The sequence below is a fragment of the Psychrobacter sp. PL15 genome (assembly GCF_035984995.1).
Lineage (GTDB): Bacteria > Pseudomonadota > Gammaproteobacteria > Pseudomonadales > Moraxellaceae > Psychrobacter.
Genome location: NZ_JAXCIB010000003.1, coordinates 336,288 through 358,765, shown reverse-complemented (window position 1 = coordinate 358,765; position 22,478 = coordinate 336,288). Strand labels below are relative to the sequence as shown.

16 protein-coding genes are annotated in these 22,478 nt (G+C 41.5%); 14 read left to right on the top strand and 2 right to left on the bottom strand.

Features of this window, described 5'->3' with window-relative positions; translation table 11 throughout:
• Positions 1–245: 245 nt before the first annotated feature.
• Together RCH20_RS04520 and hisA are read right to left on the bottom strand one after the other, a co-directional pair.
• Positions 246–1,934, bottom strand: a complete 1,689-nt coding sequence (locus RCH20_RS04520; protein ID WP_327192748.1) for a mechanosensitive ion channel domain-containing protein — start codon at positions 1,932–1,934, stop codon at positions 246–248.
• A gap of 61 nt (positions 1,935–1,995) precedes the next feature.
• The gene (gene hisA / locus RCH20_RS04515; protein WP_209956129.1) at positions 1,996–2,742 is read right to left on the bottom strand and encodes a 1-(5-phosphoribosyl)-5-[(5-phosphoribosylamino)methylideneamino]imidazole-4-carboxamide isomerase; all 747 of its coding nucleotides are present in this window, start codon (positions 2,740–2,742) and stop codon (positions 1,996–1,998) included.
• A 1,011-nt stretch (positions 2,743–3,753) separates the two neighbouring features.
• Here hisA and RCH20_RS04510 point away from each other — a divergent pair.
• The 14 genes from RCH20_RS04510 (at position 3,754) to RCH20_RS04445 (ending at position 22,137) form a co-directional block, all read left to right on the top strand.
• Positions 3,754–5,106 (top strand): Na(+)-translocating NADH-quinone reductase subunit A, encoded by a 1,353-nt coding sequence (locus RCH20_RS04510; RefSeq protein WP_327192747.1) that lies wholly within the window; start codon positions 3,754–3,756, stop codon positions 5,104–5,106.
• A gap of 5 nt (positions 5,107–5,111) precedes the next feature.
• Positions 5,112–6,347 (top strand): NADH:ubiquinone reductase (Na(+)-transporting) subunit B, encoded by a 1,236-nt coding sequence (locus tag RCH20_RS04505; protein WP_327192746.1) that lies wholly within the window; start codon positions 5,112–5,114, stop codon positions 6,345–6,347.
• Positions 6,328–7,269, top strand: a complete 942-nt coding sequence (locus RCH20_RS04500; RefSeq protein ID WP_327192745.1) for a Na(+)-translocating NADH-quinone reductase subunit C — start codon at positions 6,328–6,330, stop codon at positions 7,267–7,269. The genes RCH20_RS04505 and RCH20_RS04500 overlap by 20 nt, the downstream gene beginning before the upstream one ends.
• Position 7,270: 1 nt before the next feature.
• Entirely contained in the window at positions 7,271–7,942 is a 672-nt protein-coding gene (locus RCH20_RS04495) for an NADH:ubiquinone reductase (Na(+)-transporting) subunit D (RefSeq protein ID WP_327192744.1), read from the top strand.
• Complete coding sequence (nqrE, locus tag RCH20_RS04490) at positions 7,942–8,550, top strand: NADH:ubiquinone reductase (Na(+)-transporting) subunit E (protein WP_209956124.1); 609 nt, start codon at positions 7,942–7,944, stop codon at positions 8,548–8,550. The genes RCH20_RS04495 and nqrE overlap by 1 nt, the downstream gene beginning before the upstream one ends.
• 124 nt (positions 8,551–8,674) lie before the next feature.
• The gene (gene nqrF, locus RCH20_RS04485; RefSeq protein ID WP_209956123.1) at positions 8,675–9,910 is read left to right on the top strand and encodes an NADH:ubiquinone reductase (Na(+)-transporting) subunit F; all 1,236 of its coding nucleotides are present in this window, start codon (positions 8,675–8,677) and stop codon (positions 9,908–9,910) included.
• 372 nt (positions 9,911–10,282) lie between these two features.
• Positions 10,283–11,083: an SDR family NAD(P)-dependent oxidoreductase gene (locus tag RCH20_RS04480; protein ID WP_327192743.1), complete on the top strand. Its 801-nt coding sequence runs from the start codon at positions 10,283–10,285 to the stop codon at positions 11,081–11,083.
• Between the two features lie 164 nt (positions 11,084–11,247).
• Complete coding sequence (locus RCH20_RS04475) at positions 11,248–12,390, top strand: FAD:protein FMN transferase (RefSeq protein WP_327192742.1); 1,143 nt, start codon at positions 11,248–11,250, stop codon at positions 12,388–12,390.
• 109 nt (positions 12,391–12,499) lie between these two features.
• Entirely contained in the window at positions 12,500–12,748 is a 249-nt protein-coding gene (gene nqrM / locus RCH20_RS04470; protein ID WP_327192741.1) for a (Na+)-NQR maturation NqrM, read from the top strand.
• A 424-nt stretch (positions 12,749–13,172) separates the two neighbouring features.
• A complete protein-coding gene (locus RCH20_RS04465; RefSeq protein WP_442793093.1) occupies positions 13,173–14,468 on the top strand; it encodes an MFS transporter in 1,296 nt (431 codons plus the stop codon).
• Between the two features lie 230 nt (positions 14,469–14,698).
• Positions 14,699–15,550, top strand: a complete 852-nt coding sequence (locus RCH20_RS04460) for an arylesterase (RefSeq protein WP_442793092.1) — start codon at positions 14,699–14,701, stop codon at positions 15,548–15,550.
• A complete protein-coding gene (locus RCH20_RS04455) occupies positions 15,547–16,269 on the top strand; it encodes an ABC transporter ATP-binding protein (protein WP_209956117.1) in 723 nt (240 codons plus the stop codon). Before RCH20_RS04460 ends, RCH20_RS04455 begins: the two co-directional genes overlap by 4 nt.
• Positions 16,270–16,283: 14 nt before the next feature.
• A complete protein-coding gene (locus RCH20_RS04450; RefSeq protein ID WP_442793091.1) occupies positions 16,284–18,917 on the top strand; it encodes an ABC transporter permease in 2,634 nt (877 codons plus the stop codon).
• Between the two features lie 250 nt (positions 18,918–19,167).
• Positions 19,168–22,137: an ATP-binding protein gene (locus tag RCH20_RS04445; RefSeq protein WP_327192739.1), complete on the top strand. Its 2,970-nt coding sequence runs from the start codon at positions 19,168–19,170 to the stop codon at positions 22,135–22,137.
• The last annotated feature ends 341 nt before the right edge of the window (positions 22,138–22,478 follow it).

The following is a 22,478-nucleotide window of genomic DNA, read 5'->3' as shown; positions in this document are numbered from 1 at the left end:
GGTACTGCTGGTATAAGCTTTTTGCAGCCTCTGTCTGCGTAGGCACAGCAAGCAAGAAAAACTTATACCAGCAGTAGGTTATGTATCGATATTACTTTTCATTGACTATAGGTAACTCTCCATAATAGTTGATTCTCTCTAATATTTGAGACTATCACTTCCAAGATTACGCTTGGATACCAAGCTCTATGCTACATTTTTCGTGCCTACTTATATAAAAAAACTATTTTCATTCCATAAGACGGCTATTCTTGTGGGCTATTTTTATCTAATAAATCAGTCTCATCAGAACTTTCAGCAATTTCTTGTTCTACTTTTTCCATCAGTTTCTTATCAGGACGAGCGCTGAGCACATCATCAGCATCATGTCCTTGCAAGATATATTTAGCACGTGCTTTAGCCTGTTTTTTATCTCTATCATCAACTGTGTTCTCATTACCAGGTATATCATCTGTCTGTGCAGACGTGACGGTAATTTCAGGGTCAGCCTTACCCCTATTGTTAGCATTTTGCATGTGCTCAAGTGCTTCTTCTAATTTATGATTAAAACGTAGCCGATAAATGGGTTCAGGTAAGCTAAAACCTTCATTCTCTAGAGCATGCTTAGTTTCGCGGATAGCAATACTACGGGCTTTTAAAAAGTCGGTTGCTGATTGGTTGACCCATACTTGAAACTCAAGAAGAATATTAGAATCACCAACCTCGGTAATAATGGCAATGGCTTTAGGCTTAACCAATACAAAGTCTAAGGTACATATAGCATCAATCCCAACCTTAATGGCGGCAAGCGGATCATCGTTAGCATCAACGCCCAGCTCAAAGGTAAAACGGCGTTCAGGGTTTTTAGTATAGTTTAGGATGGTACTTTTAAAAACTTCAGCGTTAGGAATACGTAGCTGATTACCATCTAGAGTCATCAAGATGGTCGCCCGCGAAGTAAGGCGCACCACGATTCCTTCTTTACCATTAATGACTATTTGGTCACGAGCACGAAATGGCTGACGAATACTCAACATCAATGACGCAATGTAGTTTTCAATCGTGTCTTTTACCGCAAAACCGACGGCTATACCAATCACCCCTGCACCACCGAGCAGCGTTCCTAGTATGGTCTCTGCCCCCACTAGGCTTAAGGCTAATATCAAACCAAAGATAATAAAAATAACCTTGACGGTTTGCGATAACAGCTCAGCAACGAATGGATTAGGCGTCAGGCGTTGCCACATCTTTTGCCGATTGGACAGCCAGGTACCAAACCAAGTGATGATACCAAAAATCACAATGCCCACCACTAGCAATGGCAACGCTTTAATCAAGGTTTTACTTTGATTTTTGAGGCCTTGATATACGGTCGTGACGTTGTCTTGCACGTCTAGAGTGCGGTTGATTTTATCTTCTACCGTCACCACATCAGTTAGACGGTTAGTTAAATTAATAGCCTGCTGGGCTTTTTTTTCGTTAGGGGTTTCACCCGTTAAAGTAACAACACCTTGAGTGACGCTAACATTAACAGCTTGCAGACCTTCAATTTCAGAAAAAATACCACTGATACGTTGACGAATATCATTGTCTTTTAGCAGTTTAGGTGTGGTTTCAATTCGGGCATTATTGGTGCTCTCACCACCGATACTAGGTGGCGGCGCAATTGGCGCAGGGGTTGCTGGTAACGCACTGCTGTCTGAAACACTGTTAGTAGCAGAGTTGCTATTAGAATAGTCAGCAGTGGTATTTTCAGCAGAACTGTTAGCAGTGTTAGGCGGCGTGATGGACTCAGCCATTGCTTCAAGACTGCTAATATCTGAGACCCTAGTTTCGACTGCCTCGTTGTCATCAGCAGCATAGACAGGTAAAATGCACGTGATGCTTAATAGCAACAGCTGACCCCATACTAGCAGACTTCTGCGTATAGAGTAGCAATCAAGATAAGCGGCCATAAGTGTCCTTTATGGTGATCTATTCATACTATAAACGTAGAGAATGTTACCGATAGATTGTTTAAGGCTTTTTACTGTCCAAGTAGGTCTGCGCCTCGCCCAAGTCTAGTGTGCCTTCATAGATAGCACGACCAGTGATGATACCTTCGATACAGTCGCCATAAGGCTTAAGTAATTTAATATCTTGCATATCAGTTACACCACCAGAAGCAATAACCGGTAAACCACCTTCACGTGCCAAATTGACCGTTTGCTCAACATTAACACCTTGCATCATGCCATCACGAGCGATGTCAGTATAGACAATTGAAGATACACCCACATCGGCAAAGCGCTTGGCTAACTCTGTCGCTTTAGTATCGGTAACATTCGCCCAGCCGTGAGTAGCAACCATGCCATCTTTGGCATCAATGCCAACAATAATATGCCCAGCGAATTCGCGGCAAGCTTCAGCAACAAACTCAGGATCCTCGACCGCCTTGGTGCCGATGATAATATAAGTCAGACCAGCAGTGATATACTGCTCAATAGTATGCAAGTTACGAACGCCACCGCCAAGCTGAATGGGTAATTTAGGAAAGGCTTTAGCAATATCATGAACCACGCGCTTATGTACTGGTACGCCATCAAAAGCGCCATTTAAATCGACCAAGTGTAAGCGCCTTGCCCCTTCTTTTACCCAACGCGCCGCTATGGCTACTGGGTCATCAGAAAACACCGTGTCGTCTTCCATACGACCTTGTTTTAAGCGGACACATTTACCATCTTTTAGATCAATAGCAGGAATAATTACAGGCACAGCACACATATAGCGCTCCTTATAAAACGTGACATCAAAAATAACATCAAAAATAAAACAATAATTGAAAAACACCACTCAAAAAATGATTTAGAGAATAAAAGTAGATAAATAATAGATTTAAATATTACCTAGAATAAAATACTGACGATTGTAAAATAAGATACTCATGACTGTAAGTTTTGACATCGACAATCAGCGCTAATATTAAGCAATATTCAATTACTAACTGGCAATTTTAGGTTAATTTAGCGTATAATCCTAGGCAAATTTACATTTGTTTCTGTTTAAAAAAAGCCTGGCATCTACTCCTTGGTATCTACTCATAATATAAATGTTTTACATCGAGCAATAGATACTTTAGTGACGCGTACTACTTTGTGCGCAGCCAGAATAACGCAATAAAATGAGGCACAGTCAGTCATGATGTTACGTAATATTGGCGATATTGACAGTCACTTTAGTAAATGGCCCAATTAACGATTTCAATATGCAACGTTTAAAACGCTATCATAGGTTATTAAATGCAGGTTAGATACCTTTTCATAAGGTATCACCAAGTCGTCCACCCCTAGATAATTAACAGATTGGTTAGCAAGGTTTGCGTCAGTCACTTCACTAGGTTATCTTTTGACCAGTTTGTCATTGAATGATAAACCTTGGTCTTACAAGTTTTAAAATTTTAACAAACGTATATAAAACTGTCTATTACTTAATAGCAATCACTTTTAGCGACTAGCTTCAAGGGTTCTCTTAAGTTTGATAGATTTAATATACACCTTGGTAGCCAGTCGCCACTTTGGTCATTCGAATAAGACATTAACGTGTTGTTAAGGAGTCTAAGGTCAGCGTTAATACTCTTACTTGCAGTTATGATAAGCGTTATTTTTAAAGGTCTTTACCAGTTCCCTGTTATAAGGAATGGCTGGTTAAAGGTTCTTATAATGCCAATATCTATACTGCCGATGTGCCAAACAGGACGTCTGGTATCGTTTCAGACTATGGACTAAGTTTTCGCTTATGATTACCATCAAGAAAGGTTTGGATTTGCCCATCACTGGTGAACCCTCACGCGAGATATCTGAGCACAGACCTGCACGTGTGGCACTGGTTGCTTACGATTATGTAGGCATGAAGCCTACTATGAACGTCAAAGAAGGTGACATCGTAGCAAAGGGTCAGCCCGTTTTTGAAGATAAAAAACGAGCCGGAGTTATTTACACGGCTCCTGCTGCTGGCAAGGTCGTCGCTCTCAACCGCGGCGAACGTCGGGTGTTTGAAAGTCTTGTGATTCAGGTTGATCCCAACGGTGAAGAAATAGAATTTCAGAGCTATGACTCCCGGCAGCTTGCTGACTTAGATTCTAAAATCGTTGAAACCCAACTACTTGCCTCTGGCGAGTGGACGGCGTTTCGCACGCGTCCTTTTAGCCGCTCTCCTGATATCGGTGCCCGTCCGCATGCCATTTTTGTCACTGCTATGGATACCAACCCATTAGCATTTGACCCTATGCTGCTGATTACTGAACAGTTTCAAGCGTTCAATGACGGAATATCAGTATTGTCGACCCTCAGCCCAAAAACCTTTGTCTGCCATCATGGCGATGCTCAGCTGACGCCAGCGCCAAAAACGGCTGCTAATAACACTACTGAATATCATAGCTTTTCTGGTAAGCATCCAGCGGGCCTTGCTGGCACGCATATTCACTTTTTGCATCCTATTGCTCGCGGTGTGAGCGTCTGGACAATTGGCTATCAAGACGTGATTGCTATCGGCAAGCTATTTACCACCGGTCGTTTGTATACTCGTCGTTTGCTGAGCTTAGCAGGTCCTGCGGTCAAAGACCCACACCTTATCGCCACCGAACGCGGTGCTGATGTGACCGCTTTGACCAAAGGTCAGCTGGTCAATGGCGATAACCGTATTATCTCAGGCTCTGTGCTCTCTGGTCGTAAACTGTTTCCCAATATCTCATATCTTGGCCGCTTTCATGACCAGATCAGCGTATTAACTGAAGGTCATGAGCGTCCTGCATTCCATTTCTTACGCGCAGGCAAAAACCGTTTTTCTCAATTACCAATTTATATTTCGCATTTCTTTCGTAAGAAAAAATACGCTTTTACTACCACAACTAATGGCTCGCCGCGCGCGATGGTGCCGATTGGGGTTTATGAAAATATTATGCCGCAAGACTATCTGCCTACGCAATTACTACGCGCACTGATCATCGAAGACATTATCACTGCGGTTGATTTAGGGGTCCTTGAATTGGATGAAGAAGATTTAGCACTATGCACTTTCGTTTCTCCTGGCAAGTATGAATACAGTGATATTTTGCGTGATAACTTAACGCGCATTGAATTGGAGGGCTAACCACGATGAAATTTTTCCACAACATGTTCGATCGTATGGAGCCGTCCTTCACTAAGGGTGGCAAGCACGAAAAGTATTATGCTATCTTTGAGATGTTCGATACTTTTTTGCGTCAACCAAGCTCAACCACTTTTACTTCGTCACACGTACGCGATGGTATTGACCTTAAGCGTATTATGATTACCGTATGGATGTGCACTTTCCCAGCGATGTTCTGGGGCATGTACAACGTTGGTCATCAAGCACTGACAGCAGTGGAACGACTTGGGCTACAACCTGATAGCTGGCGTACTGTTATTACTAGCATGGTAGGCTATAACCCAGAAAATATCTGGGCCTGCTTTGTCTATGGCGCGATGCAATTTTTACCGATTTATATCGTCACCTTTGTGGTCGGTATCACTTGTGAGATTATATTTGCTGTGGTTCGTGGCCATGAGGTAAACGAAGGTTTCTTTGTCACTTCAGTACTCTATGCACTGATCATGCCACCAGATATTCCATTATGGCAAGTCGCCTTGGGTATTATCTTTGGGGTAGTCGTTGCTAAAGAAGTATTCGGCGGTACAGGCAAGAACTTCCTCAACCCTGCGCTATCGGGTCGTGCATTCTTATATTTTGCCTATCCAGCTTATATGTCAGGCGATTCAGTATGGACCGCAGTCGACGGCTTTTCAGGGGCCACACCTCTTGGCCTAGCAGCGATTGGGGTCACTCCAGAAAAATTCATAAATGTGTATGGTAACGCCATCACTTGGGGCGATGCTTTTTTAGGCAATATCCAAGGAAGTATTGGTGAAGTATCAACGCTGGCCATTCTACTTGGCGCTGTCGTTCTACTTTCAATGCGTATTGCCTCATGGCGAATCATATCAGGCTGCGTGATTGGTCTTATTGCCACCTCATCTATCTTTAATATGATTGGCTCTGAAACCAATTCAATGATGAATATGCCCTTCTACTGGCACTTAGTTATTGGTGGTTTTGCCTTCGGTGCCGTATTTATGGCAACCGACCCTGTGTCAGCCGCACATACCAATAAAGGCCGCTGGGCCTATGGTATTTTGATTGGCTTTATGACCGTATTGATTCGGGTAATCAACCCAGCATTTCCAGAAGGCATCATGCTCGCTATTCTTTTTGCCAACTTATTTGCCCCACTGTTTGACTACTTTGTGACCCAAGCAAATATCAAACGCCAAACTGCACGGAGGGTTCGTTATGTCGAAGCCCAAAAGTAATAACAAGAAAACTATCAGCGTGGCGTTAACGCTATGCTTGGTGTGTTCAGTATTGGTTTCAGCAGCAGCCGTCGGTCTAAAACCGTCGCAAGTCGAGAATGCTCGGTTGGATCGCAATAAGAATATCTTGGTCGCTGCTGGTATGTTTGACTCGGCTTCTGATACCAATGAAGATGTCGCTGAGCGTTTTAAAGACTTCGATATCAAAATTGTTAACTTAAACAAAGGCAATTACTTAGATGATGAGGCCTTGGAGGCTGTTGGTATTGCCGATCGTAATACTTATGACATCAGTCAAGCAACTAAAAATCAGGCCCTAAGCGAAGATTTAGGGGATAACGACCCTGCCAGTATTGGTCGCAAGCCTAAATACGCTAAAGTCTATGTAAAAAACGACGATGCCGGTAAACCTGAAATGGTGGTACTGCCAATCCAAGGTTACGGCCTGTGGGGTACTATCTATGGTTTCTTGACCCTTGAAGGCGATATGAACACCATCAAAGGTATTAGCTTTTATGAGCATAAAGAAACCCCAGGCTTAGGGGCTCGTATAGAAGAGCCTAAATGGCGTGCAATGTGGACGGGTATCCATTCTTATGATGAGAGTGGCGAGGTTGCCACAGGTGTGTCTACTTCAGGTTCAAAAGAAAACTGGGTCGATGGAATTAGTGGTGCAACGCTAACCAGCCGCGGTGTCAGCAACATGATTCAGTTTTGGTTAGGTGAGCAAGGTTACAAGCCTTATTTAGATCAAGTGCGTGAAGAAACCGGTCAGACCATTGACAATACTAACGCACGAGCAAAGCCAGTCTCTTACAAAAAGCTAGGTCAAAATCCAACTCCACACCTAGCTCAACAACAGACGCACCCCGTAACCGAGCTGGCATCAATAGCACCAGTAGTACACGGCAAGGAGGCTTAACGTGGCTGATACAAAAAGTATTTTAGTTTCCCCTATTTTTGATAACAACCCGATTGGCTTGCAAATATTAGGTATTTGTTCGGCACTGGCCGTGACTACTACCGTCGCTAATGCGATGGTTATGAGTGTGGCGTTGACCTTAGTAACCGCATTTTCAAGCTTCTTTATCTCGATTATCCGTAAACAAATTCCATCAAGCATCCGTATTATCGTACAGATGACTATTATTGCCTCCTTGGTTATCTTAGTCGATCAGGTATTAAAAGCCGTCGCTTATGATGTCAGTAAGGGACTGTCGGTATTCGTAGGCTTGATTATCACTAACTGTATCGTGATGGGTCGTGCAGAAGCGTTTGCGATGAGCAACCCACCGGTACCCAGCTTTTTAGATGGCATTGGTAACGGTTTAGGCTACTCTGCCGTATTATTATTTGTGGCCACTATTCGTGAAATATTAGGCTCAGGCAGCTGGTTTGGCTTTACATTATTACAAACGACTACTGATGGCGGCTGGTATGTACCCAATGGCTTATTATTATTGCCACCGTCAGCGTTCTTTATTATTTCCTTATTTATCGTCATTGTGCGTATTTGGAAGCCGGAACAGGTGGAAGATGCGGAGTTCGTAATGAAGCCGCAGTCTAGAGGCATGGCACAAGGAGGCGGTCACTAATGGGACATTATGTTAGTTTATTTATAACCTCGGTCTTTATCGAAAATATGGCATTGGCCTATTTCTTAGGCATGTGTACCTTTTTGGCGGTATCGAAAAAAGTTTCCACTGCTATCGGTCTTGGTGTGGCAGTCATTTTTGTTATGGCGCTCACCGTACCGCTGAACAACCTATTGTTTCAGTTCATCCTCAAGGATGGCGCATTAGCATGGGCAGGTTTCCCTGATATCAATTTGAGCTTTTTAGGCTTGCTCAGTTATATCGGTCTTATCGCTGCTGTAGTGCAGATTCTAGAGATGTTCCTCGACAAGTTTGTCCCAAGTCTGTACAACGCGCTTGGGGTATTCTTGCCACTGATTACGGTCAACTGTGCCATTTTAGGTGGTGTGCTATTTATGGTTGAGCGCGACTATAACTTTAGTGAATCCGTGGTGTATGGTGTTGGTGCTGGCTTTGGTTGGGCACTTGCCATTACCGTTTTAGCGGGTATTCGTGAAAAACTCAAGTACTCAGACATTCCAGCGCCGCTGCGAGGTCTTGGTATTACCTTTATTACGGTTGGTCTCATGTCACTGGGCTTTATGTCTTTCGGTGGCATGACAATTTAAGACATTGTGCTTAAAACCATACTTAGGTATTTGACCTATTTAATTCATTTATTAGGTAGCGGTTCGGGGACAAGCATTGTTGCCTATCCCCTCATCCCTACCCCATAGATTAAGGATACATATCATGGATTATGCTACGGCGATTGGTGGCGTTGCTATGTTTACCTTGATCATCATGGGCTTGGTTGCCATTATTTTGGCGGCGCGCTCAAGACTGGTCAGTTCAGGCGATGTTACCATTCATATCAATGAGAACCCCGACAATGACGTAGTGACGCCAGCAGGCGGTAAACTACTCCAAACTCTTGCTGGTGAAGGTATATTTTTATCTTCAGCCTGTGGTGGTGGTGGTACGTGTGCGCAATGTCGCTGCCGTGTCATAGAAGGTGGTGGGTCTATTTTACCCACAGAAGAAGGCTACTTTACTCAAGGTGAGATTCGCAATCATATGCGCCTCGCTTGTCAGGTCGCTGTTAAGCAAGACATGCAGATTGAGATTGATCCTGAATTCTTTGATGTACAAAAATGGGAATGTGAGGTTGTCTCTAACGATAACGTAGCGACCTTTATTAAAGAATTGATACTTAAGATTCCAGAAGGCGAAGAAGTGAAATTTCGCGCGGGTGGCTACGTACAGTTAGAAGCGCCACCGCATGAGGTACATTACAAAGACTTTGATATTGATGAAGAGTATAAAGAGGATTGGGAAAAATTCGGCATCTTTAATTACGTCTCAAAAGTTGATGAGCCGGTCATTCGTGCCTATTCAATGGCCAATTATCCAGACGAACGCGGCTTAATTAAGTTTAATATTCGTATTGCTAGTCCGCCACCACGTGGCCCTGATGGTATTCCACCAGGTAAAATGTCTTCGTGGACGTTTAGCTTAAAACCTGGTGATAAAGTGACGGTATCTGGTCCTTATGGTGAGTTCTTCGCTAAAGAGACTGAAGCTGAGATGATCTTTGTGGGTGGTGGTGCCGGTATGGCCCCCATGCGCTCGCACATTTTCGATCAACTTAAACGCTTAAACACAGATCGTAAAATTACTTTTTGGTACGGTGCACGTTCTATTCGCGAGATGTTCTACGTGGAAGATTATGACCAGCTGCAAGAAAAATTCTCTAACTTCAAATGGCATGTGGCCTTGTCTGATCCACTACCAGAAGACAACTGGGATGGCTATACTGGCTTTATCCATAATGTCTTGTTGGAAGAGTATCTAAAAGATCATCCAAATCCAGAAGACTGTGAATATTACATGTGTGGGCCGCCAATGATGAATGCGGCAGTAATCGACATGTTGCACAGCATGGGTGTGGAAGACGAGAATATCGCGCTAGATGACTTTGGTGGTTAGACAAACACCATATGCTTATGACACCATATGCTTATGACACCATACACTTATGACACCATACGCTTATGACACCATACGCTTATGAATAGTTATCCAATCAAGAGTCTCAATTGAGGCTCTTTTTTTGTGTCTCTGATTTAAATCTATAGTTAAAATACCTTAAAAACGCGACGGTACTGCTGGTATAAGATTTTTGTAGCCTCTGTCTGCGTAGGCACAGCAAGCAAGAAAAACGTATGCCAGCAGTAGGTTATATATCGATATTACTTTTCATTGACTATAGCTTTGAATTTTGATATTACAAATCTAAATAGTAAGTTGATTGCCCTCTCTTATACTATGAATGATCTATTACCTTAAGGAAGGACTCTTATGAAAGTAAAATATAAAAACTTGACCATTTGGATAACGGGTGCCTCAAGCGGTATTGGTGAAGCCCTAGCGGTGGAACTTGCCGGACGAGGTGCAAGAATTATTCTCAGCGGTCGTAACAGTGAAAAACTAGAAGCGGTCAAAAAACGCTGCAAACAGTCAAAAAAACATATCGTAATCCCTTTTGATATCAGTGACGTCGATCAAACAAAACAAGCCTATTACTCTGCAAAAGAACAAGCAACACATATTGATTGGCTGATTAATAATGCTGGCGTCAGTCAACGCTCGTTAATTATGGAAACAACCGAGGAAGTTGAGCGTCAATTAATGGAGATTGATTACTTTGCGCAAACTCGTCTGACAAGATTGGTGTTGCCAGATATGATTGCTCAAGGACAAGGCAAAGTGGTGATGGTATCCAGTATAGCCGGCCTGATCGGTACCCAATACCGCGGAGGATATGGGGCAGCCAAAGCCGCTATTCACATGTGGGCAGACAGTCTGCGGGCTGAATTGCACCATCAAGGGATAGAAGTGGCGAATATCTTCCCAGGGTTCATCCAAACCAATGTCTCTATCAATGCCTTAACTGGCGATGGTACAGCGCAAGGTACTATGGATGACGCTACCAATAAGGGCTTAACCGCCAAAGAATTTGCTAAGCAAGCCAGCAAAGCATTAATTAAAGGCGAGGAATATATTGTTATCGCGGGTCAAAAAGAAAAACTGGCAATGAGAGTCAATCGATTATCGCCACCCAAGCTTTATAAACTGATCCGTGAGTCTCAAGTTAAATAGCCAACTTAAATAACTACCTTGAACAACTGAGTTAAATAATTAAGCAAAATAATAGAAACACAAAATTTGCCTTTCGTTTATTGTGTTTAGTAGAGTTAAGGGGTGTAAAATGGATAGAATGCATTTGCAATCCCACTCATTCCTTACTCTTATTTGTGATACTTATGCCAAATTTAACGCAGTTCTCCCCCTCTCCTATACTCAATAGCGCCGTTAGTAATAAAACTATCTTTGGCGCGCTTGGTGTTGCCAGTCTTTTGAGCCTCAGCGCTTGTCAGCAGACGCCTGATTACAACTATCTGAGTGGCGAAACCATGGGTACTAGCTATCATATCAGTTATCAATTACCTGAAAATACAGATGAAGCAGACATTCAAACTGCCATTGATGAACGCCTACAACAAATCAATGACAGTATGTCTACCTATCAAGATGACTCGACCATCTCAAAATTCAATCAGTTAAAAAAAGAGACGCCGATAATCATTGATGCTGACTTTAGTCGTGTGCTTAAGGTCTCGCGTCAAGTCTACGAGCAGTCCGGAGGTGCCTTTGACCCCACAGTAATGCCACTTGTTGATACCTGGGGTTTTGGCAGCACTATGACCGTTGAGCGTTTGCAGAGCCCACCCAGCGCTAGTGAAATAGCGCAAGCGCTTGCCCTAGTAGATTTTGAAGGTGTGGTACAAAAAGATCAGAGTATTCATAAAACCAAAGACGGTATCGGTCTTGATTTTTCGGCAGTCGCTAAAGGCTATGGCGTCGATGTGATTGCTGATGTCCTCAAAGACCGCTATCAAATTCGCAACTATATGGTTGAGATTGGTGGAGAAGTTGCAACATCAGGAGTTAGCAGTCAGCAACAGCCATGGCAAATCGCTATTGATGCCCCTATTGAAGATAGTACTGTTAGCGCGCGCCAAACGATTGCTGCTATTCGTCAACCTATGAATAACGGCAATAAAATGCACTTGGCGACCTCTGGCAACTATCGCAACTCTATCGTGTTCGCAGGCAAGCATTATAGTCATACGATTGATCCCACTACTGGTGAGCCTATCGTTGGTGGTGTGCCCTCGGTAACGGTTGCTGCCGACTCAGTCGCACTCGCTGATGCTTGGGCCACTGCATTGACAGCCATGCCTTATGCTAAAGCCTTAGCGACCGCCAAAGAACAAGATATTGCGGCATTATTTGTAATACTGGCCGATGGGGTCCAAGCCGGGTCGACAGCTGACACTATTGATGATTGGCAAATAATCCAAACCCCAGCTATGCAACAACTACGCGCTGACAAAAAGCCCTAAGCGTTAACAATAAACTTTTGATCGCAAACAGGCAGGGCAAATTTTTGCTATACTGGTAGCAGTCATTGTTATAAATGACTGGTTCATTTTTTAAACACGAGGTTGCCCCATGCTTAGCCAATTACTTCCCATGCTAGCCATCACCTTTACCGTATTTGTACTGTTTTTTATCTTTATGGGTGTTGGTTATATGTTCAAAAAACAACCACTTAGAGGTTCTTGCGGTGGTGTTGCCAAATTAATGGGCAATGAAAAATGCTCGTATTGTGGTGATGATCCCAATAAATGCGACTCTATAAATGATAATCAGCAGATAGATTCTGTTAAAGCAGCTCAGTTGGGCAGTTCTGCACTATAACTTGTTTTATTATTCAACGTTTATCGACCTGCTAGACACAAGTAACCAGCGCTAAGTAACACGCTATGCTATCTTTTCATAATGTTGCTTAGCTCGCCACGACGGCCAATGGTTACCATACGCTAGTAGTCATTGTCTGCTACTGACCTCATAATAGTGTTAAATCTTATTCAAACTCTATTTAGACTAGATAATCTCAGTCGCTTTCTGCGATACTCATGCTTACTATATATTTTGATGCCTTATCTTTATTAGTTAACCTTGATAAACAGCTTTATTCAACTGCCTTGTTCAATATTTTATTATCTGCTTCCTACCAGTGATATGCGTTTTTTTCTAATTCTAATTTAATGTATCAAAATCACCGTCTTGGTGAAATTTTTTGGGTGTTATTTTATGAGTGGTGGTTCACCAGCGCTCTCTAATGATATGTATTTTTTCTCATTCTGATAGTCGTGCTGCTATGTCCACCCCTTCTGATTTACCGTCCAAGCCCAGCTCGGATTCGGCGCAACCGTTTAACCTTCCTTCTTCTAGATTTACTTTTTGGCTCGTATTATGTGCCATGATTTTACTAGGCACCAACATGCGTGCGCCCATTGTCGCGCTTGGCTCTATTGCACCCGTGGTGCAAGCAGCACTCAATATATCTGAGACCCAGATCGGTTGGCTGGGCGCGGTGCCAATGCTAACCTTTGCAGTTGGTGCACTTATTGCGCCAGCGATTGGCAAGCGTTTTGGTCTGGAAAACACCCTCATTGCAATGATTGTCTTTTTGACCATTGGTATGATTATTCGTACCATCATTCCGACCTGGATTGGGTTTTTGAGTGGCACACTGATTCTTACCTTAGCAATCGGGTTTGCCAATACTTTGGCAGCGCCAGTGATTAAACAGCGTACGCCCGACCATATCCCACTCGTGACGGGTTTATTCAGCCTGACCATGACCGTGACCGCAGGCATCGTTGCCGGAGTGGTACTACCATTGTCGGAGAGTATCGGCTGGCAATGGGCACTGGGTGGTTGGTCATTTTTAGGTCTCTTTGCGATTGTTATTTGGATATTTTTACGTTTGCGTTTGGGCTCATCTACCAATCAAGCCGTTGCTGTTGCGTCATCTGGATCGTCTAATATTTCTATGTGGCGAACGCCATTTGCTTGGCATATTGCGATCTTTATGGGTGTCCAGTCCTTGCTGTTTTATACAGTGGCTAGTTTTTTGCCCTCTATTTTGGTGAGCAAAGGCTTGTCAGCAGTGACAGCAGGACAGATGGGCTCGGTATTCCAGTTTATGGCGCCAGTATCCATTTTGAGTTTAACTTGGCTAATCAACCGCGGACGCCCGATTCAGGCCTTGGCAGTATTTGCAGCAGTATTGAACGTTATTGGTTTACTAGGCCTCAGTTATCTGTCTACTGACTTAGCTTGGTTGTGGTCAGGAATCATGGGGGTTGGTTGTTCGGCGATTTTCACCTTGAGTATGATGCTGTTTTCTCTGCGAACTTACACTGCCAATCAGGCCAGTGAGCTATCGGGTATGGCGCAAGCAGTCGGTTATATCATTGCATTTTTTGGTCCACTCGGTACTGGCTGGCTACACCAAGCGACTGGCACTTGGGACTTACCTTTATTAATCATGTTAATTTTAATGATTGGTAACGTTATCATTGCCTGGATGGTCAGTCGTCCAGTGATGGTTGACGGTAAACAAATATAAGGCATGTAGACTTGTGACAGATAGGCTTATATTGGTTGCAATAGACTAACTGTTTACCTGTACTATTGGGCATCAATATTCGCTAAGATTGCACTTTGATTGCACATTATATGTTACCCCAAAGTTTGTTAAATAAGGCGCGTTAAATATTCACAAATAGCCTTTGTTGAATGTTTAACGCGCCTTATTATTTGCTACACTGGACTGCTAGTATATAGGACAAGATAATCATGACGAGCTTCTCTTTTAGTTCAATTCTACGCTCGGCAACACAAGGCTCTTATCATTGTGTAGCAGCTGTGCTGCTACTGGTAACAATGGTACTAAGTGGTTGCCAAAAAGAGCCTGAATCAGCTGATACTCAAGCGACTAATACTCAAGTTGCGACCAATCAAACCACGACTGAGACCTCGACGCAGGCCGGCCAGCAACAAAATAGTGAATCACTGACGATATTGGCGCTAGGCGACTCACTTACTGAAGGTCTTGGGGTGGCAAGTGATGAAAATTATCCGGCTCAGTTGCAAGCACGCCTACAAGAACTGGGCTATAAGAATGCCAAGGTTATCAACTCCGGTTTGAGCGGTGAAACCAGTACTGGTTTGGTCAATCGCTTGGACTGGGTATTACAGACTAAACCTGACATTACTATTTTAACAGTTGGTGCCAATGATGCCATTCGCGGTATCGATGTGGCCACCGTTGACGCCAATATTCGCACAGCAGTTAAGCGCTTACAAGATAACGGCAGCCAGGTGATCCTAGGTGGTATGCAGATTTATGACAACCTAGGCTCTGATTATGTGCAGGCCTTTGCCGCCATGTATCCAAAAATAGCCGAAGATATGAACGTCACGCTTATCCCGTTTATATTAGAAGGGGTAGCCGCAGATCCAAAGCTTAATCAAGCTGACGCTATCCACCCTACTAGCGAGGGCTATACCATCATTGTTAATAATAATATCTTACCGATATTAAAACCTGAGCTTGAGCAGATAAAAGCGAATCAACAAGATTTATCAGGGCCAGCAAATACATCAGCAAATACAAAAATAGCCACGCCAACTGAGACTACGCAATGACCTTACTAGACTCACCCGCTTCATCAGAAGCAGCCTTAACGTCAGCATCTAGCAATGATGCATTACTTACTGCCGTACAATTAAACAAAACCGTCCATGTTGGTGAACAAACACTGTCCATCATTAAAGACGTAAACATTCATGTGAATGCTGGCGAGTTCGTAGTGATTATGGGTAAATCAGGCTCAGGAAAATCTACCTTGCTGGGATTGTTAGCGGCTTTAGATTATCCCGATAGCGGATCAGTGACCTTAGCCGATCAAGCATTGAATACCTTAGATGAGGATGCGCTAGCGGTTATCCGTCAGCGTGATATGGGCTTTGTGTTTCAGTCGTTTCACCTGCTACCAACCTTAACAGTCGCTGAAAATATCGCTTTCCCGCTCGATATTGCTCGTCGTCCTGATAAATTAAGAGTGACTGAACTGATTGAAGCAGTTGGACTGGGTGATAGGCGTAATAGCTTGCCCAGTCAACTATCAGGTGGTGAGCAGCAACGTACCGCCGTAGCGCGGGCGCTAGTATCACGTCCAAAAATTGTATTTGCCGATGAGCCTACTGGCAATTTGGATGAACAAAACGCGGCGCAAGTTATGCAGCTACTGTTAGATCTAAGGGAGCAAGTTGGCTCCGCATTAGTAGTAGTAACCCATGATGCGACCTTGGCCAAGATGGCCGATCGCGTTATAACTATGCATGATGGGCAGATTCTAGCCTAATGGATAATGAGTCAATGGATAAGCAACCTTCAAAGCTATTAACCAAGCAATCTCAAGGCATTATGAGTCAAATTTTTGGCCGTAACCTAGGCACCAAAGCGCTAAGTCGTAGTTGGTGGCGACGCTGGGTATATCCCGTATTGTTCTTACTGACTTTAACGTTATCGCTGGCCACTTATCTAACCCTCGACTCCATTCAACAGTCAGTGAATACCTATATCAACGACAATCAACGGGCACTAGTTGGTGGCGATTTGGTATTGACCAGTAATCAGGACTGGCCAGCAGAGGTTGTGAGCCAAGTTGAAACAATGACAGACTCGCAGTCGGTCTATGACTATCAGTTCAATGTAATGGTGGTCACAGATGAGCAGACTGTGCTGGCCCGGGTGAAGGCAATATCAGCTGCTTACCCCTTATACGGTGAGGTAGAGCTGGCGTCTGGACAACCATTAGCGCAACAGCTGACGCCTGACAGCGTCATAGTAGCCCCTGAGGTGCTGACCAGCTTAAACGTCCGCGTTGGGGACCGTATTACGATTGGTGAGGCTCAATTTACCATTGCAGATGAGCTGATTAAAGAGCCCGACCGTCCATTGACCGCGTTTGGTTTTGGTGGTCGGGTACTGATGCAACAAGACGCGCTGGCAGCAACCAATCTATTAGGGCAACGCAGCCGAGTGAGCTATCGTATTGAGCTGGCAGGTGACCCTGAGCTGATGGCGACTCAGCGCGAGCAATTGACCACAATAATTGCGAACTATCCCGATATTGAGCTGTCTGATGCCGAGTCAGCAGATACCTCGGTCTCGCAAATCTCCGACAATGTATTGATGTTTTTAAAGCTGCTGGTCATTGCAGTATTGCTGTTATCAGCCGTGGCGATGTATGGTGTTATTACCGCCTTTGTCACCAAGCAGCAGTCTAATAATGCCATTCGTTTGGCCGTAGGTGAGCCTATTGGATCACTTAAGCGTAGCTATTATCAACTGCTGATGGGAACGGCTATAATCGCTTGCATCGCGGCAGTATTGCTTAGCTTTGCGCTACTGAAGATTGGTCAACCCTATCTTGTTGCTATTTTACCAGCAGATATTGGCTTGATCATTAAACCTATCAGCGCGGTTAAAACCGTTGTGATTGCGTTAGTACTAACGGCATTAATTACACAGCGCGGCCTTAGTGCGCTCAACCATACCAAGCCTGCTACTTTACTCAACCAAGGGGCCAGTCAACAATCACAGCGCCTAACCTGGTATAAGCGCCTACCGATATTGTGGTATGGACTACTGCTGGCTGGACTGTATGGATTTTTTGCTTACGAAGTACAGTCATGGAAATTGAGCGCGCAGTTGCTTATCGGCTTAATAGTATTCATTGCCATATTTTGGGCATTGGCACGCGGTTGGTTGTGGTTACTCTCGCGCATTGCCATGCTCTCAAAAATAGGCTGGATGCCGCGTATTGCCATCCATAACCTTGCCCGCAAGGGCAATCAATCTGCATTATTCTTCGTTACCTTATCGCTTTCGGTAGCCGTACTGACCCTAATCACTACGCTAAATCATAGTATCAATGCACAGTTTGTGAATGCCTATCCTGAAGACGCGCCCAATATTTTTCTATTAGATATCCAAAGCGATCAACATGATGACATTGACTCCATGATTGAGGCACCGGTCAGTTATTATCCTGTCATTCGGGCACGCGTTGTGACCGCTAACGAGGTCCTAGCACAGGACATTGAGCCTGCCGATGGTTTTGATGACCCAACGCGGGTATTTAACTTAAGCTATGCAGATACGGTCATGAAGACTGAATTTATCACTTCTGCAGTACAAGATGGTGCCCTTTATGCGCCTATTACTAATCCGACTCTACAGAAAAATCAAAAGATAGAACAGCAATCAAGTCAACAACCCGCACAGCAAGTGCATCCGCTCTCTATCTTAGATACGGCAGCAGGTATGCTCAATGTTGAGATGGGCGATCAGATACGCTTTAATATTCAAGGCATCGAGATTATTGGCCAGATTACCAGTATTCGTTCGCGCTATGAGCGCGGCCCAAGTCCCTATTTTTACTTCTTATTTGAGTCATCAGTATTGTCTTCGGCCCCGCAAATTCAGTTTGCTACAGCTCACGTTATAGCCGATGAAATCCCAGAGCTACAAAGCAAAATTGTGCGGCGCTTTCCTGCGATTACCACTATTGATGGTACGGCGATTGCCCAACAAATACAAAGTCTAGTCATGCAGATGAGCCGTTTGGTGTATATCTTTACCCTACTTGCGCTGTTGACTGGGGTTATGGTATTAATCAGCTCATTACTATCTACCTCACAAGATCGCATGCAAGAAAGCGCCTCGTTCCGTCTGTTAGGGATGCAAAAGCGCGACTTGTATATGCTCAATATTTTAGAGCTTGGATTATTAGGTATTAGTGCTGCGGCATTTGCGGTGACTATCGCTAGTCTTGGTGCTTGGGCAGTTATTACTTACTGGTTTGATTTACAGTTTAGTATGCCGTGGGCCAGTATAGGTATTGGCAGCCTAGTATTAGTTGCCTTGTTATTTAGCATTTCGATTATCTACGTGCGCTTGGTTATTGGCCGCGGAATTATGGCACGGGTACGAGCGATGGTTTAGGGGTTATAGCGGAGACTTGAAAACCTATTATCTTTCAGTCTAAAAGAAAGGTATGCTGTTATTAGATTTTATATATTCTCATCTCATATAAGACTTATAAATAGCATTATCACTATTTTGTCCATTATAGGTTAAAGGATATTATATTAATAGATAATACATATTATAAATTAATACTAAATAAGATCAATATAATAAAGCAAACGTAAATAATTAATAATATCAACTACACTCAAAAGTGATCATAAAAATGGACATAAAGGATTTATGTAAGAAATCTGAATGCAGCAATATAGAGTATAAAAGCTCTTGGTACTGGGATTGTAATGATCCACAAACCAAAAGTATCGATAAAACGCGTTTATGGGGAGAGTTTATAAAAGATTTTCTTGCCCTAACCAATGCTAATTTAGATTGCTTTGATGAGATTCGTTACATGGTTATAGGTTTTAATGAAAGTACAAAATTATTTGAAGATTCGAATATAAGTGAGTACGATTTAAAATCTTTAAAAAAAGATATTAATGCAAAACTAACTAACGCCATAACAGATTTTTCAGAAATTAAATATAGTATAGAATTAGAAATCATTGAAAATAAGAATATATTAATATTTAAGATAGAACAACCCTATAGACTATACTATTTAAATACAGATATTCAAACTAATACAGTTAATTATAGAAAAAATACTGTTCTATATAGGGGTGATGATGGGAATTCTACTGGGTGTAATGAAAATGTAGGAGTTATGCCACAGCCACAAATAAAAGAACTAGAAAACAAAATACAGAAAAAATACGGTTCAAACTTTACTTCTATTGAAACACACAAGCCTACGACTATTTATAATACTGTATCGTCATACTTAGATAAAAACAAAACATTCACTATGAGTAAAGAATTTCCAATATTAAGTGATGATAGTAGAAAATATTTTGAATTATATGAACTAGAAAATTTCATGAATGGTGACAAAATATATATTGCGTTTATAGGCAATATTAATCTTAAAGGTTCTTTAGAAAATCTATATGCTACGTTTTTACAAAAAACCAAAGCTTCTACAAAACTACTATTACTCATAAATAAACCTTCTGACTCTTCACCCGAACGACGTATTGGTTATGTAAAAAGTACTTATAGAGGTATTTTTAAAAGTGATGGTAATATAGAATTTATTGACGACTTTGGAAAAAAATATTTGTATCAAGAATATCTACAACCAATGTTATTTAGTCAGTATTATCAAAATACAGAATTTTTTATTGAGAACTATTCTTCTAAAGTTGGTAGTAATGAAAAGCAAATTGTCGCTTCCAGACTTGTGAAAAGATGGTTTAATTCAGATAATAGTCCTTTAATAGTTCTAACTGGGCCTGGAGGAGTAGGGAAAACTACTATTGTAAGAAACTTTCTAAATACTAATTTAAAAATGAGTGAGGATCAATACGTATTATTTTTGGATTCTTCGGTACTTTTAGATCAGCTAAAAACAGATAGGGTTTCAACAATTTACGATCTTTATAAAGCTAGCATTTCAGATACGGGTTTGTTTACTGAAGAGTTATTTAAACTTTCCGTAGATAACGGTAGCTTTGTAATAATACTAGATGGTTTAGATGAAATAATTTCGGGTGTAAACATTGAATTTCAACTACAAAGTTTCTTAAAAAATATTTTCGATAGTTATTGTTTTAACCTTGTTAAAACAAAAATAATTATTACTTGTCGAGATTATATCTGGGAGGAAGCTTTCAATCAAATAAATGAAGAGTTTCGTATAGAAAATGTAGAAATACAGCCTTTTAATAAAAATCAAACTGAGCAGTTTTTTAAAAGTCGATTCAAGAACAATATAAGCTTACAAAAAAAATCAATGAGCCTTGTCCAGAAACTTATTGATCAGTCGAATGAAAATTATTATAGCCCTTTCATGTTAGATACTATAAGTAATTTAGTATCTAACGAAACTAAAAACGAAGATATAGAAAATATTTTTGATATTAAAAATGAGGAAGCGAAAGAATTAGGGCTAATAAAAAACAATATGTTAGATTATTTAATATATGCCGTATGTAAACGTGAAGTTAAAAAAATCGGTATCAGCTTTATTGAACAGATGAAAATACTTTGCAAACTGAGTACAATTAATAAAACAATAAATAAGACTGACTTTACTTTGATCGTCCAAGAGTTCATAACTGAAACTAACGATACTACTATTTCTCTCCTTCTGAACCATGCTTTTATCGATTACGCTACTGATAAATTGATTAATATTAGATATGACTTCTTAAAAGATTTTTTCCTGAAGATATCCATAGCACAGATGTTCTCTAATCAAACTATTGCCAATGTCCAGTTATTAGATTTGTTAGTATCTAGGGTTAGCTATTTAAATAACTTCTCCTTAGATATTGGTAAGCGACTTTATAAAACTGATATTGAAGATATAGTTGTCTCGACTTTACTTAATAGCGAAAATATTAACGATTTAATAAATATTAGTAATGAAGTTTCAGTAAGAAACAAATATTATGAATATACCTCTAATCTCTTTATACTATATTTAGGAATACTTAAATCTAAGAACAACTTAAATATACAAAAAGATCTTGATAAAGCTTTAGTAGATATTTTTTCAAATAATAAAGGGGGGATTGCTAAACTTTATCTATATAACATTAGGGAATTGAAAATAAACCCTAAACTAATATTTGATTTCAGCGATTTAACGATTAAGGATTGCTATATTTATGATTACTATGGGCTTGTAAACTGCATTTTTAACGAAGAAACCCTTTTTGAAAGTGGGGTTATTAAAATATCTCCCTCTAAGAAAACCAATTCTCAATTAAAAAAGACCCATCTTTCGAAAAAAATACTTTTACTAGATAATACCTCAGAAATCATAGACTCTATCGATAACCCTTCACATATAAGTGATGATATAAGTATGAAATCACTTAAGAGTCTTATTAAACTATTTCATAGCAATGGTAATTTTAAGCCCAGAAAGTCAGTAGAAATTAGAAAAAAGAAAGGGGGGTACTTAGTTGATCGTATGCTTAGTAGTGGTATTATTCAAACTAATAGAAACTCCAAGCTTAATCAGGAGGAGTTTGAAATAAACCCTGAGCTACAAGTCATATTGTTTCAGTTTTTAGATAGTGGTGTTACTACACCTGAAATTTATGAGATAATTAGAGACTTATAACTTACTATATTAACTTCATTAACAGGATTTTATGCTGCTATTGACCATCGTATTATAAGGATTTTTAGCCCTGATTACAGCGATAGCTTGGTAGAGTGTGGCGCTTACAGCACCTTGCACAGGAATAGTGTCGAGGTAACAGCAATGCTACTGTGCTTAGGTGCTGTAAGCGCCATAAGCTATCAACTACAAGCGTAACAAAAAATCCCCTTTAAGAAATTTTTACTTGCAAAGCTAAAATTACAGTGTAATTTCTTAACGCTTCTCAAGGATCAGCTACAAAACCTCAAGACCCCAAACATTCAAAGCGCCTTCTATTTATTTAGAGGGCGTTTTTTGAT

Excerpts from the sequence above, each read along its gene's own strand:
- RCH20_RS04520 (WP_327192748.1), bottom strand. The coding sequence starts at position 1,934 with ATGGCCGCTTATCTTGATTGCTACTCTATACGCAGAAGTCTGCTAGTA.
- hisA (WP_209956129.1), bottom strand. The coding sequence starts at position 2,742 with ATGTGTGCTGTGCCTGTAATTATTCCTGCTATTGATCTAAAAGATGGT.
- RCH20_RS04510 (WP_327192747.1), top strand. The coding sequence starts at position 3,754 with ATGATTACCATCAAGAAAGGTTTGGATTTGCCCATCACTGGTGAACCC.
- RCH20_RS04505 (WP_327192746.1), top strand. The coding sequence starts at position 5,112 with ATGAAATTTTTCCACAACATGTTCGATCGTATGGAGCCGTCCTTCACT.
- RCH20_RS04500 (WP_327192745.1), top strand. The coding sequence starts at position 6,328 with ATGTCGAAGCCCAAAAGTAATAACAAGAAAACTATCAGCGTGGCGTTA.
- nqrE (WP_209956124.1), top strand. The coding sequence starts at position 7,942 with ATGGGACATTATGTTAGTTTATTTATAACCTCGGTCTTTATCGAAAAT.
- nqrF (WP_209956123.1), top strand. The coding sequence starts at position 8,675 with ATGGATTATGCTACGGCGATTGGTGGCGTTGCTATGTTTACCTTGATC.
- RCH20_RS04480 (WP_327192743.1), top strand. The coding sequence starts at position 10,283 with ATGAAAGTAAAATATAAAAACTTGACCATTTGGATAACGGGTGCCTCA.
- RCH20_RS04475 (WP_327192742.1), top strand. The coding sequence starts at position 11,248 with ATGCCAAATTTAACGCAGTTCTCCCCCTCTCCTATACTCAATAGCGCC.
- nqrM (WP_327192741.1), top strand. The coding sequence starts at position 12,500 with ATGCTTAGCCAATTACTTCCCATGCTAGCCATCACCTTTACCGTATTT.
- RCH20_RS04465 (WP_442793093.1), top strand. The coding sequence starts at position 13,173 with ATGATATGTATTTTTTCTCATTCTGATAGTCGTGCTGCTATGTCCACC.
- RCH20_RS04460 (WP_442793092.1), top strand. The coding sequence starts at position 14,699 with ATGACGAGCTTCTCTTTTAGTTCAATTCTACGCTCGGCAACACAAGGC.
- RCH20_RS04455 (WP_209956117.1), top strand. The coding sequence starts at position 15,547 with ATGACCTTACTAGACTCACCCGCTTCATCAGAAGCAGCCTTAACGTCA.
- RCH20_RS04450 (WP_442793091.1), top strand. The coding sequence starts at position 16,284 with ATGGATAAGCAACCTTCAAAGCTATTAACCAAGCAATCTCAAGGCATT.
- RCH20_RS04445 (WP_327192739.1), top strand. The coding sequence starts at position 19,168 with ATGGACATAAAGGATTTATGTAAGAAATCTGAATGCAGCAATATAGAG.